This is a genomic window from Citroniella saccharovorans, from assembly GCF_035481615.1.
GTDB classification, from domain to species: Bacteria; Bacillota; Clostridia; order Tissierellales; family Peptoniphilaceae; genus Citroniella; species Citroniella saccharovorans.
Genome location: NZ_JAYKOT010000003.1, coordinates 613,896 through 627,701, shown reverse-complemented (window position 1 = coordinate 627,701; position 13,806 = coordinate 613,896). Strand labels below are relative to the sequence as shown.

Sequence of the window (13,806 nt, the reverse complement as noted above, 5' to 3'; positions counted from 1 at the left end):
ATTATTCATCATCAGAAAAAATTCCCAAAGCTCTTAAAACATCTTCTTCTCCATCAATTTTTATTTCGTTTTCTAAAAATTTATCTCTATATATCCTATATTCCTCATCTCTATCTAAAAAATCTTTAAAAATTTGTATAATATAATCTTCAATTTCAAAATTTTTAAAAATAGAATACTTCAAAAATTTATCATAAAGCTCATCATCTAAATTTAGAACTATTTTTTTCAAATTACCACCTCTGATATATATATTTTATCATAATACTTAGTTTTTTTCTTATAAATAGAATTGCTATATATATTTTTACTTAAATATTTAGCCTTAATAAATAATTATTTAATATTTTAATAATTAATATGTAAAAAGAGCCAAACGGCTCTTTTAATCTACAAATTATAAAACTCCTTCAAAATTTCATACAAATAATAATGATCTTTAACCCCTCCAAGTTCTCTTATAGAGTGCATTGCAAGTATTGGATTTCCAATGTCAAGAGATAGGATATTTATATGTGACTGGCTAATAGGTCCTATTGTAGAGCCTCCCCTTTTGTCAGATCTATTAGTAAAGACTTGTATAGGCATGCCAGCTTTTTCAGCAATCTGTCTAAATATTGAAGCTGAAAGGCCATCTGAAGTATAGGCTTTATTTGCAGCATATTTTATAACTGGTCCATGATTAATTATAGGATAATTTAAATCGTCTGAATTAAAAGTAAGATTTGGATGGACAGCGTGAGCCTGGTCTGCTGAAATCATAAATGATCTACCTAAGGCCTCGAAATATTCATCATCAGTAAATCCTAGAGCTTTTGAAATTCTTAAAATACTATCAGAAAGCATAGTTGAATCCGCCCCTTGAATAGACATAGAACCAACTTCTTCATTATCACTTACAAAAAATACATTTACAGCTTCCTGTGAAAAACTTTCTACAAAAGACCTATATGAAGCATGTGCCATCGCCAAATTATCTAGTCTTGGTGCAGATATAAATTCATCATTTAAACCTAATAATGTAGATTTTTCTCTTGGATATAGATAAAGATCAAAATCTAAAATATCATCAGCACTAACTTCTAATATTTCAGAAATATTTTTTAATAGATAATTTTCAGAATCTTTTTCACTCATACCCATTATAGGAAGAGTATCTATAGAATAGTTATATTTATAGCCATTATTTAATTCCCTATTCATATGAATGCATTGATTAGGAATAATCATTAAATCCTTATCATAATCTATAAGTTTTACTTTTGGCTTTAATGGGTTGTCACTTTTTAATACTACACGACCAGAAGCAGAAAGTGGCCTATCAAACCAAGTAGAAACTATTGGTCCACCATATACTTCTGTATCTATTCTAATATAATCTCCTTTAATCTTTTTTTCATGTATCGGCTTTATCCTAAATCCTGGAGAATCACTGTGAGATCCAACGATTTGAAACCTAAAATTGACCTTGTTTTTAGGAGTAGTGAAGGCTAAAATAGAAGAATCGTTATTTGTATAAAAGTATTTTTCATCAAACATAAGATCCCAAGACTCATCTTTTTTTAGCTCAATAAATCCATTATCTAGTAAAGAATTCTTTAAATTTTCAGTCGCAAAATAAGCATTTTTTGACCTATCAATAAAATCCATTAAATCTTTTATTAATAAATTTTCATTCATAAAATCACCTCAAAGCTATTATACCCTAAATTTTTAAAAACAAAAATCTTGAATTTTTCTTCATAACATGTTATAGTAATTTCATGCTCCGGTGGCGGAACTGGCAGACGCACATGACTCAAAATCATGCGGAGAAATCCTTAAGGGTTCGATTCCCTTCCGGAGCACCAAAACATTTTAAACGTGCATAAGCACGTTTTTTTATTTTCAAATACTTTACCTAAATTTAATCTTTTTTTGATTGTGTAGACCTACTATTTTTAATAAGTTTTTAAATTAATAAAAAATAAGCTCCATATTAAAGAAGCTTATTATCTAAAAAATTATTCATTCCTATTTTTATAATCATTACATTTTAAGATATCAAGAAGAATTTCACTTCTTTCATCATCTTTAGACTTTGAATAAAATCCAATTAACCCATAGATATTTCCCATATATTTTTTCATTTCTTCTCTAATATCATCGTCATCAACTTCAGTGAAGTGTTTATCATTAATGAAAATAACACTATTTTTATCTGTAACTTCATTCAAGCTTTCTCTTACAAGCTTAATTAATTTGTCTTCATCATATGAATTCTTATAAATTGGCATGCTATCTGTACCAGAATTAATCATATTCTCTACTATATAGGAATCTGCATCTTTTTTTAAAAGTATCCTTGATATAGTAATTGAACCAGATCCACTTAAATTTGAAATACCATGTTCAATTAAAAAGTTAATATAATCATCATTTTCATATTTATCTAAAATTTCAAATTTATCTAATCTATATCCCTTTCCGTCTTCCGTATATTGAAAAAATTTATTAAGTTTATCATCAATTTCTACTTTACCTGTATCTTTATTGGTTCCGTAATACTTTTCCTTTAAAAATACTTTTACAGTATCTTCGGCTGATAGTTTGTTTTTATTGCAAGAGACAAACAAAATTGTAAATATAAAAAATAGAATTATTTTTTTGATTTTCATGATTATTCTCCTTATAGTTTATTCTATATAAATTATATAATAAATAATAAAAAGAACAATAGAGAATACTTTAAATCTTTATATATTATTTAAAATATACTAAATATACTTCCAAAAAATGTGTAATTTCTCAAATTAAAATAAAGTCTTACAATTTCATTACAATTTAACTTTATTCAATAACATCCATAATTATATCTTTTTTGTTAATATCATTACCAAATTTTATAGCTTTTAAAAATCTATCCTTAGCTTCTAGAAGTTTTTCATCTGAACTGGAATAAAGTCTAGCTATCCTATCCTTTTTATCTAATTTATCACCTATTTTTTTATACATGATTATTCCGGCCTTGTAATCAATAACATCTGTTACACTATATCTTCCAGCTCCTAATAAAAGTGCAGTTTTCCCAATTTCCTCAGTATCTATACTACTTATATATGCGTCTTCTTCTATAATTATATCTAGGAATTTTTCATCCTTCATATACTCTTCGTATGACTCGATATATGAAAAATCTCCTCCCTCTTCAGCAATAAAACTCTTAAATTTTTCTAGTGCTTTTCCATTTTCCAAATTATCTTCACATCTTTTATAAATTTCTTCATAGCTTTCTAAATTATTACCCGCAAGCTTTATCATGTATGAAGATAGACTTATAGATAGATCTCTTAAATCTTTATCTCCTTCGCCGCAAAAAATTTTATAAGCTTCTATAACTTCTAAAAAATTACCTATATAACTACCTAGAGGCTGGTCCATATTGCTAATGATTGCGACTGTATTCCTGCCATGATTTTTCCCGATTTTAACCATAGTCTCAGCTAGATTCTTAGCTCTATCAAAAGTTTTCATAAAAGCGCCCGAACCGCATTTAACATCCAAAACTATTCCATCAGAATCTATAGCTAACTTCTTCCCCATAATAGAAGATGCAATTAAAGGAATTGAATCAACAGTTCCAGTAACATCCCTAATCGAATATAATATTTTATCTAAATAAGCTATATTTTTTCTTCCTTGACCTAAACTTATTCCATTTTTCTCTGAAATTTCTTCAAGCTCTTTCAAAGAATAATCAGTTCTGAAACCAGGAATTGATTCAAGTTTATCTATAGTTCCACCTGTATGTCCGAGTCCCTTTCCTGATAATTTAGAAATTGTAAGACCTAAACTGGATGCAAGTGGTAGTGCTATTAAACTTGTCTTATCTCCAACTCCACCTGTTGAATGCTTATCTATAATTTTTTTATCTTTTTTATTAAAAGTTATTTTTTCTCCTGAATTTGCTATAAGGTCTGTTAATGTATATAATTCGTTATTAGTTAAACCATTAAAATAAATAGCCATTAAAAAAGCTGATATTTGATAATCTTTTATAGATCCTTCAATGGTTCCCTTGGAAAAAAATTCAAGTTCTTCGCTACTTAACTCGATTTTTCTCTTTTTCTTTTCAATAATATCTATTATATTCATCTAGTCCTCCATATCTTTTGATCCAAAGGAATATGGCAAAAGCTCGTCTATATTATATATTTTATAATTATTTATAGAACTAGCAACTATTATTTCAAAATTATTTGTTTTAAATTCATTTAAAACTTGCCTACAAATTCCACATGGATAAGCTATTTTTAATTTGTTATTAGCTTCTGCTATTAAAACAAGTCTTTTAAAATCTTTTTTCCCTTCTGAAATAGCTTTAAAAATAGCTACTCTTTCTGCACAAATACCTGCAGGATAGGATGCATTTTCTATATTAACTCCAGTATAAAGCTCTCCTTCCTTTGTTTCTAAAACTGCTGATACTTTAAATTTAGAATAAGGAGAATAAGAATTTTTCAAATTTTCTATCGCTATTTTTATTAATTTTTCTATATTCATTTACTAATCCTTTTCTAAACTATCTATAATCTTTGAACTGCCAATCCTATCTACACCAAGCTCAATATATTTTATCGCTTCATCTATGCTTTTAATTCCACCAGAAGCCTTAACCTTTAGACTTTTTCTTTTATTACTTAAGATTAAACCTACATCTTCAAAATTTGCACCATATTTTCCAAAACCAGTAGAAGTCTTTATATAATCAGCATCTGAGTCTGATACAAGTCTTGTAACTTTTATTATCTCTTGTCTATCTAAAAGAGATGTTTCTATTATAACCTTTAAAATATTTTCATTTATAGCATCCTTTACTTTATTTATTTCATCTAAAATATAATTATAATTTCCACTTTTAAATTCATTTATATTCATTACCATATCAATTTCAGATGCACCCAGACTTACTAAGCTTTTTGCTTCAAATATTTTGCATTCTGTACTTGAATATCCTAGAGGAAAAGATATTACGCTTGTAATTTTTACCCTCCCAGCTAGGTATTCTTTAGCCTTGGGAACTAAAAAACCTGGAAGGCATACACTAGCTGGCATATATTTTAAAGCTTTATTTAAAAATGCTTCATATTCACTTAAATTGCCTACATTACTAAGCATAGTATAATCAACATACTTTAAAACTTCAGATACTTGCATTTAATCACCTCAATTTCAGTTTATTTTAAAAAAATATAATTGTCAACAAATTGTAATGTTAGATATTAGCATTGTGTGCTATAATAAAGATAAAGATAAAAATTAATAAGGGGGATTTAAATTGAAGAAAAAAATACTCATATTGCTCATGATTATGTTGTTTTTTTCATCTTGCAATAAAAACACTGATAAAACAAAAGATAACATACAAAAAAGCAATAATACAGAACAAATAACAGATGAAAATAATTCAAACAAGATTAAAGATAACACTGAAAATAGCGATCAAAAATCAGATGATCAAAATTTAGATAATAAAGATATTAGTAATAAAAAAGAAGATAAATTATTAAAAATAGATTTAAGCAAGAAGCCAAATGAAATGGGAAGAATAATGGTCTTTATGTACCATGGAATTGGTGAAGAAGGTCCATACACTAGGAGCCCAGAAAAGCTAAGAGAGGACTTAGAAATACTATATGAAAAGGGTTATCATCCTATCTCCCTTAGAGATTATGTAAATGGGAATATTATAACTCCAATTGGAAAAACCCCATACGTCTTAACATTTGATGACACTAATGACAATAATTTTAAATATCTAGAAGATGGTTCTCTTGATCCAGATTGTGCTGTTGCTATTTTGCTAGAGTTTGCTGAAAAACACAAAGATATTAAACCTTACGCAAGCTTTTTTGGAAATGGACAAGTTCCTTTTAGACAAGAAGGAACAGAAGAAAAGAAGATAGATTTCCTATTAAATAATTATATGGATATTGCAAATCATACTGTAAATCATCCAGATTTAACTCCTATGAATAAGGAAGAAATTACTTATGAAGTAGGTGCTCAAGGAAAATATCTTCAATCTCTAGTAAAAAAAGAAGGCTACAAAATAGATATGCTCGCCCTACCATTTGGATCCAGACCAGAATCAGAAGAAGCAACTGAAGCACTTAGAAAAGGAACTTATGAAGGTTATAGCTACGAAAATTTTGCAATATTGAATGTAGGATGGGATCCATATTATTCTCCTTATCATGTAGATTTTGATCCACTTTCAATTCATAGGGTTACAGGCTCAGAAATAGATGTTGATGGAGTTGGGATTAGAGATTGGATAAAATACCTTGATGATAATCCTAGTGAAAGATTCATATCCGATGGAGAGCCAGATATAGTTACAGTTCCAATAGAGTATGCTGAAAATTTAAAAGATATTCAAAACAAAGAAATATTAAAATACTAAAAAAGAGTAGGAATATTCCTACTCTTCTTCATTATTTATTTCTTTTTTCCCCGCCTGATCTGTAATCTCAACTTTTAATTGAGAAATTCTATTATCTTCAACTTCAACAATTGTAAATCTAATTCCATCAACCAAAACACTCGAATTATCACCATCTTCAGGAATATAACCAAGTTCATTAATTACGAGCCCTCCAACAGAATCATAATCTTCAGTTTCTTCGTCAAGTTCAGTATTTAATCTAGTATTTAAATCTTTAATAGAAACACTGCCTTTAACAAGATAAGACTTAGCATTTACTTGTGTTATTTCAGGTTCATCATAATCATACTCATCATCTATATCTCCGACTATTTCTTCAATTAAGTCTTCCATGGTTACAATTCCAGAAAATCCACCATATTCATCAATTAAAATAGCAATATGGTTTCTTGAAGCTTTTAAATCAAGAAAAAGATCATTAATATTCTTTCTTTCAGGAACAAAATAAGCTGGTCTTAAAATCTCTCTAATGTTTATATTTTTAAAATCTCCTTCAAGGCTAGCTTTTAACAAGTCTTTTACATATAAAATACCAATAATATTATCAACGTTGTTTTCATAAACTGGTATTCTAGAATACTGCATTTGAGCTAATTCTTCAATATATTCATTAATATCATCTTCAACGTCAATCATAAATACTTCAGTTCTAGCAGTCATTATCTCCTCTGCTAACTTGTCGTCAAATCCTATTATGGAATCTATCATACCTTTTTCTATAGGATTTATAACACCTTGCTGCTGACCTACAGAAACTATGGATCTTAAATCTTCCATAGTAATCTTTTCCTCGACATTATTTGTATCTATTCCAAGAAGTTTCAAAATAAAATTAGTTGAAACCGATAATAGAAAAACAAAAGGTTTTGTTATTTTAGCAAAAATATCAATAGTACCAACAGCAAATAGAGAAAATTTCTCTGCATGATTCAAAGCAACTCTCTTAGGAACAAGTTCTCCAAAAACTAAAGTAAAAAAAGATAATAAAATAGTAATAATTATAATAGCTAATCTGTCAGAATATAATATACCTTGACTTTCAAAAAAACTAGCTAATCTAGTAGATATTCCAGTTGCAGCAAAGGCAGATGAGAAAAATCCAGCAAAAGTTATACCAACTTGAATAGTTGATAAAAATCTAGATTGATCCTCTCTAATTTTTAATATAAGTTTAGCCCTATTATTACCTTCATCAGCTTTTTCTTGAAGTTTATTTTTATCTGCTGCAATTAAAGCCATCTCCGAAGCAGCAAAAAAAGCATTTACTAAAGTAAGTACAAAAATCAAAACTAATCCGGGCAGAATCGCCGGCCCAGAGTCTGAATCCATATAAACATTCCTCCTAAAAATAAATTATTATATAGTATATAATATCAAAATTTTTTTAAAATTTCAAGATTTTACTTATTTATATCTATCATCTTTCTGTATCTTTCTATATTTTCATCTGTAAAAAATTCAAAAGCTGAATTAATTTCTTGAAATTTCTTTGTTGCCCCTTCTTCCTTATTAAGATCAGGATGGTACTTTTTAGCCATTTTCCTATATGCTAACTTAATCTCATACTTATCACTCTTTGGATCTACTTCAAGTATCCTTGCATTTTTTTCATATTCATCCTTAAAGTTTGAGACTGTTTGATAGGAAGAATTATACTGACCACTTCCCCCTCCATAAGACTGTCTATAATAAGCTCCTCCTGCATTTCTAAAGAATTCTTCAAATGCCCTCCTATATGCTTCCTCTTGAGCTTTTCTTTCCTCAGACTCTCTTTTTCTTCTTGCCTCTTCTTCCTTTTCTTTAAATACCCTCTTATATTCAGAAAAAGAAATATTTTCACCTTTACCTGTTTTGTAAAACTCAGCTTTTGCAAAAAGAAACTCAGTAGTTACAAATTGCTCATATTTTAAAAATGAAACTAGAATTTTACCTAAAAGTGGAAAACCTATAAAAAATATTGTTAGTGTAAATACTACTGGTTTCATAAAAAAAGCCAATAAAAATGGTGTAAAAAATATAAAAATACAGCCCATTCCAATTACTGTTAAAATTATACTTCTAATCTCATCAACAATATTTGTTAGAAAAGAAAAAAATCACAATAAAAAACTGAAAAAACCAGTATATTGCCTTACCAAGCCCATTAAAAAATCCGGATTTAAATTTATTCAATTAATCTACCTACCTACTTATATTTATTTTTATATTTCTCGATCTGATCTTTATCAAACTCTTCAAGATCTCTTAAATTTGACAGATTTTCTAAGTGATGAGTAAATTCGTGTCTTAAAACCTTATCTACTTCTTCTCTTAAAGCATCTACACTTGAAAATCTATAAACTTCACAAAAAGAACCATAGTATAATTTTATACTATTTCCATGACTTGATCTAGTGTACTCTCCCATAATGTATAAGTCATTTGCTTTAGACTCAGGATGGTATTTTAAATCTTCTATTATGCAAATACCACCATGGAGTTGATTAAAGATTTCTTTAGGATATGTCTTTAGTATTTCTTCAACTAAATCTTCAAACTCATCTATTGATATCATTAGTATCTTTCTCTCAAAGCTCTTTCAATTTGTCTTTTTGCATCTTTTAATTTTTGAACATCTCTTTTATCATATAATTTTTTACCCCTTGCAAGACCAATATCAAGCTTTATAAGTCCATTTTTTAATTTAACATTTAAAGGAATTATAGTATATGAATTTTCTTTAACCATTCCCAAAAGCTTGTCGATTTCTCTTCTATTTAAAAGTAGTTTTCTATCTCTTAAGGGATCTAAATTATATATATTTCCATGATCGTACTCAGATATGTGCATTCCTACTACAAAGCATTCTCCATTTTTTATTTGACAAAAAGCCTCTTTTACTGAAACTTTTCCCTGCCTTATAGATTTAACTTCAGTCCCCTTTAAAACAATCCCTGCTTCATAAACATCTTCTATAAAATATTCATGTCTAGCTTTTTTATTATTAGCAATTATTTTTTCATCATTCATCTTCATCACCATCTACAATTTCAAAATCAATTTCTCTTCTATTAAGATTTGTATTTACGAGTCTAACTTTAACCCTTTGTCCAATCTTGTAAATTTTCCTATTTTTTTGTCCATAAACTAAAAATTGATTTTCGTCAAATATATAAAAATCATCTGTCATACTATTAAAGCTAATTAGGCCTTCCACAGTATTTTCTAGCTCTACAAATAATCCGAAAGAAGTCGTTGAACTGATTACACCTTCGAAAACTTCTCCTATTTTTCCCTCCATTAAAATAACTTTAAGAAGCTTTTCAACTTCTCTCTCAGCTTCATCTGCCCTTCTTTCAGTAAAAGATATATGATCGCATATCTTTTCAATAGACTTAAGTTTATTATCAATCCCATCAAAATAAAGTCTATTTTTTACAAAAGATTTAAAAATTCTATGAATATAAAGGTCAGCATATCTTCTTATTGGAGAGGTAAAGTGGGTATAGTATTCTAAAGCTAAACCAAAATGACTAGCTCTTTGATTTTCATATCTTGCCTTTGCCATAGATCTTAATAGAAGAGTTGAAACTATCATTTCTTCAGGCTTACCTTCTGAGGCCTCGAGTATTTTTTGAAAGTCTTTTGAATAGAGATTATTACCTTTAATCTGATAACCTAGAGAGTAAAATATTGGCTTAATTTCGTAAAGCTTTTCATCACTTGGCTTATCATGTATTCTATAAATAAAGGGAATTTCCATATTGCCAAAATGTTCAGCAACAGTAATATTTGTTACAATCATAAATTCTTCTATAATTCTATTTGCTGTTCTATCTATATCCCTAAAAACATCAATAACCCTACCCTCTTTATCAAAAGTAAATTTTGCTTCATTAGATACAAAATTTAAGGCTCCATTCTTAATCCTTTTTTCTCTCAAAATCTTATAAAGCTCATTTGAAAAATTTAACATTTCTTTAAGCTTATTATCTTTATAAACATCTTTTCCATTTTCTAAATAATCTGAAACATCATTATAAACTAATCTGTAATCAGATTTAATAAAAGATTCAAAAAAATCATATTTTAAAACATTTCCATCTAAGTCAATATCCATTTGAACACTTTGAGTTAGCCTAATTTTACCAGGATTTAATGATGAAAGACCATTTGATAATTTTTCTGGAAGCATAGGTATAACCCTATCTAATAAATATACTGAATTTCCTCTAGAAAGTGCCTCTCTATCTAATGCTGATCCAGACTTTACATAATGAGAAACATCTGCAATATGAACATATAGTCTATAATAATCTTCTTTTTTTTCAATTGATATTGCATCATCAAAATCTTTAGCATCTTCTCCATCAATTGTTACAGTAAGAAGATTAGAAAAGTCCGTTCTATCCTTTAAATCTTTTTCTAAAACTTCATCAGAAAAGGAATTTGCTTCTTGTAATACTTCTTCTGGAAAAATATATGGCATATCATACATCCTAGCGACAGAAGTTATTTCAAGCGCTTCCTCATTTTTTTCTTTTAATATTTCTACAACCCTAGCTTCATTTGCTTTTTGACCCTTATTTCTTGTTATTAATTCACAAATAACCCTGTCACCATTTTTTGCTGAGTTTAAATTTTCATTTTTAATATATAAATCTTCATCTAGAGAATCATCTAAGCTTTCAAAAAAATATTTTTTTCCATGTCTAATAATATCTCCAACAAAATTTCTTTCCTTGCTTAAGAGCTTTACTACCTTGCCTTCCATATTGAGATTTTTAGACATATCTTTGATTATTACAATGCTAACTTTATCGCCCTTCATAGCACCTTTTAAATTTTTTTCATTTATATAAACATCAGAATCAAGTTTATCTGATTTAAAAAAAGCATATCCATTATGTTTGCTAATAATCTCTCCCTCAATTGTTTCATTATCTAATTTTAAATATTTATTTTTTCTTGAAAGATATATTAGTCCTTCTTTTTCCATATCTATTAAAACTCTAAAAAATTCTCTATAATCACCTACTGATAAACCAAAAGTTTTAGCTAATTCTTCCTTAGTTTGACCCTTATAATCTTCACTATTTATATAATTATAGATTTTCTCTTTAAGCATAATAAGTATTCCTTTCTATATGTAAATGGCAGTCTACAATCTTTTTATACCCATATAATAAAAGATTTATTTAATTCTTACTAAAAAATATTCACTTTATTAATAATAGATTTATAAAAAGTAAAAATCGGTCTAAATTATTTATATTAGACCGATTTTAAAATAAGCAAATAAGCTTTAATTATTTAAATATGTTTAGTAGAGTTCCGCCATATTGTAAAATAAGTGGAGCAAATATTAAAGCAACTACAGTCATCAGTTTAATAAGAATATTTAGAGATGGTCCAGAAGTATCTTTAAATGGATCCCCTACTGTATCTCCAATAACAGCAGCTGCATGAGCATCTGATCCTTTTCCGCCATGCTTTCCACTTTCTATATATTTCTTAGCATTATCCCAAGCTCCACCAGAGTTTGACATAAAGATTGCCATTAAAACACCAGTTACTAAAGATCCACCTAAAAGTCCTCCAAGAGCTTCAGCTCCTAAAACAAGTCCAACTATAACTGGAACTACAACAGCTAAAAGTCCTGGTACTATCATTTCTTTGATAGCAGCAGCTGTAGAAATGTCAACACATCTCTTATAGTCTGGCTTTTCAGATCCCTTCATAATGCCTGGTTTTTCTTTAAATTGTCTTCTAACTTCTTGAATCATTTCATTAGCAGCTTTACCTACAGCGTCCATAGTAAGTGCTGAGAATAAAAATGGTAACATACCACCAATAAATGTTCCTGCAATAACTTGTGGCTTAGAAATATCAATTGAAGTTAGCTGAACAACTTGAGTGTAAGATGCAAATAGTGATAGTGCAGTTAAAGCTGCAGAACCTATTGCAAAACCTTTACCAATAGCAGCAGTAGTATTTCCAACTGAGTCAAGTTTATCAGTTATATCTCTAACAGATTCAGGAAGCTCAGCCATTTCAGCAATACCACCAGCATTATCTGCTATAGGACCATAAGCGTCAACTGCAATAGTCATACCGCAAGTTGAAAGCATACCTATAGCTGCTATTGCTATACCATAAAGTCCATAAATTGGGTCATTAGCTCCACCCATTGACATGAAAGCTACAATAATACCAATAGCTATAACAACAATTGGGCCAGTAGTTGACTTCATACCAACAGCTAAACCTGAGATAATATTTGTAGAAGGACCAGTTTCAGATTCCTCAGCAATATTTTGAACAGGTTTCTTGTCCCCAGATGTATAATATTCAGTAAATGATGAAATAATAAGACCAACAACTATTCCTGATACTACAGCTACAAATGGTTTTAAACTTTCAAGTTTAAAATAACTTAAAATAAATGTAGCAACGATAGTTATAATAGCTGCTGAAAAAGTTCCAACATTAAGTGCTTTTTGAGGATCTTTATCTCCTCTAACTGTAAAAACAGAAATTATTGAAGCTAAAACTCCAATAGCAGAAAGAGCAATAACAAAGAAAACTCCATCTGTGCTTCCTTGATAAGCTAAAACACCTAAAGTAATACCAGATAAAATTGCTCCAACATAAGATTCAAAAAGGTCCGCTCCCATTCCAGCAACGTCTCCTACATTATCTCCTACGTTATCAGCAATAACAGCTGGGTTTCTTGGGTCGTCTTCTGGTATACCAGCTTCAACCTTACCTACTAGGTCTGCTCCAACATCGGCTGCTTTTGTGTAAATACCTCCACCAACTCTAGCAAAAAGAGCAATTGAAGATGCACCGAAGCTAAATCCTGTAACTATATTAGGGTCTTTAAAAATTAAATAAGATGCAGTTATACCAATAATTCCAAGTCCTACAACGCACATACCCATTACAGCTCCGCCAGAAAATGCCACATTTAAGGCTCCAGCCATTCCTTTTTCTTTAGCGGCTTGAGCAGTTCTAACATTAGCTTTTGTAGCAGCATTCATTCCTATATAACCAGCTAAAACAGAAAAAAGTGCTCCAAAAATAAATACAATAGCTGTTTTTATATTAATAAAAATACCAAGAATAATAGCTACAACAAGAACGAATATTGTTAAAGACTTATATTCTCTAGATAGAAATGCCATAGCTCCATCATGAATATAGCCAGCTAATTCTTTCATTCTGTCATCTCCGCTTGAAAGCTTTCCAATTTGGCTAGATTTAGCTAAAGCGAAAATAAGTGCAAGTGCCCCAACGGCAATTGCTAGATAAAAAATTAAATTGTTATCCAAGCTTGT

Annotated in this window: 13 protein-coding genes and 1 tRNA gene; 2 read left to right on the top strand and 12 right to left on the bottom strand. The window is 29.0% G+C overall.

Translation table 11 applies throughout. The features are described from left to right. Window position 1 precedes the first annotated feature (1 nt). Together VLK81_RS05375 and VLK81_RS05370 are read right to left on the bottom strand one after the other, a co-directional pair. On the bottom strand, window positions 2–232 hold the full coding sequence (locus VLK81_RS05375; RefSeq protein WP_324619637.1) for a hypothetical protein: 231 nt from the start codon (window positions 230–232) through the stop codon (window positions 2–4). 158 nt (window positions 233–390) lie between these two features. Then, window positions 391–1,680 carry a M18 family aminopeptidase gene (locus VLK81_RS05370; protein WP_324619636.1) on the bottom strand — a complete coding sequence of 430 codons (1,290 nt, stop codon included), beginning with the start codon at window positions 1,678–1,680 and terminating at the stop codon, window positions 391–393. 85 nt (window positions 1,681–1,765) lie between these two features. Here VLK81_RS05370 and VLK81_RS05365 point away from each other — a divergent pair. Then, window positions 1,766–1,850: transfer RNA gene (locus tag VLK81_RS05365), tRNA-Leu, on the top strand. Between the two features lie 153 nt (window positions 1,851–2,003). On the opposite strand, the gene VLK81_RS05360 is transcribed toward VLK81_RS05365, so the two are convergent. The 4 genes from VLK81_RS05360 to deoC all read right to left on the bottom strand — a co-directional run bounded on the left by VLK81_RS05360 (window position 2,004) and on the right by deoC (window position 5,196). Then, on the bottom strand, window positions 2,004–2,657 hold the full coding sequence (locus VLK81_RS05360; RefSeq protein ID WP_324619635.1) for a hypothetical protein: 654 nt from the start codon (window positions 2,655–2,657) through the stop codon (window positions 2,004–2,006). Between the two features lie 172 nt (window positions 2,658–2,829). Beyond that, the gene (locus VLK81_RS05355) at window positions 2,830–4,134 is read right to left on the bottom strand and encodes a thymidine phosphorylase (RefSeq protein WP_324619634.1); all 1,305 of its coding nucleotides are present in this window, start codon (window positions 4,132–4,134) and stop codon (window positions 2,830–2,832) included. Beyond that, window positions 4,135–4,542, bottom strand: coding sequence for a cytidine deaminase (gene cdd / locus VLK81_RS05350; RefSeq protein ID WP_324619633.1), 408 nt, complete (start codon window positions 4,540–4,542; stop codon window positions 4,135–4,137). 3 nt (window positions 4,543–4,545) lie between these two features. Next, window positions 4,546–5,196 (bottom strand): deoxyribose-phosphate aldolase, encoded by a 651-nt coding sequence (deoC, locus tag VLK81_RS05345; RefSeq protein ID WP_324619632.1) that lies wholly within the window; start codon window positions 5,194–5,196, stop codon window positions 4,546–4,548. Window positions 5,197–5,317: 121 nt separating this feature from the next. Between deoC and VLK81_RS05340 the strand changes: the two genes are divergently transcribed. Next, window positions 5,318–6,445, top strand: a complete 1,128-nt coding sequence (locus VLK81_RS05340) for a polysaccharide deacetylase family protein (protein ID WP_324619631.1) — start codon at window positions 5,318–5,320, stop codon at window positions 6,443–6,445. Window positions 6,446–6,463: 18 nt separating this feature from the next. Here VLK81_RS05340 and VLK81_RS05335 read toward each other — a convergent pair whose 3' ends face one another. From VLK81_RS05335 to VLK81_RS05310, 6 genes are all read right to left on the bottom strand, one after another. Beyond that, window positions 6,464–7,816, bottom strand: coding sequence for a hemolysin family protein (locus VLK81_RS05335; RefSeq protein WP_324619630.1), 1,353 nt, complete (start codon window positions 7,814–7,816; stop codon window positions 6,464–6,466). A 71-nt stretch (window positions 7,817–7,887) separates the two neighbouring features. After that, entirely contained in the window at window positions 7,888–8,472 is a 585-nt protein-coding gene (locus VLK81_RS05330) for a DnaJ domain-containing protein (protein WP_324619629.1), read from the bottom strand. A gap of 200 nt (window positions 8,473–8,672) precedes the next feature. Further along, window positions 8,673–9,041 (bottom strand): metallopeptidase family protein, encoded by a 369-nt coding sequence (locus VLK81_RS05325; RefSeq protein ID WP_324619628.1) that lies wholly within the window; start codon window positions 9,039–9,041, stop codon window positions 8,673–8,675. After that, complete coding sequence (gene smpB, locus VLK81_RS05320) at window positions 9,041–9,496, bottom strand: SsrA-binding protein SmpB (RefSeq protein WP_324619627.1); 456 nt, start codon at window positions 9,494–9,496, stop codon at window positions 9,041–9,043. Before smpB ends, VLK81_RS05325 begins: the two co-directional genes overlap by 1 nt. Beyond that, window positions 9,489–11,594 (bottom strand): ribonuclease R, encoded by a 2,106-nt coding sequence (gene rnr, locus VLK81_RS05315; RefSeq protein ID WP_324619626.1) that lies wholly within the window; start codon window positions 11,592–11,594, stop codon window positions 9,489–9,491. The genes smpB and rnr overlap by 8 nt, the downstream gene beginning before the upstream one ends. A 181-nt stretch (window positions 11,595–11,775) precedes the next feature. Next, window positions 11,776–13,800 (bottom strand): sodium-translocating pyrophosphatase, encoded by a 2,025-nt coding sequence (locus VLK81_RS05310; protein ID WP_324619625.1) that lies wholly within the window; start codon window positions 13,798–13,800, stop codon window positions 11,776–11,778. Between the last annotated feature and the right edge of the window lie 6 nt (window positions 13,801–13,806).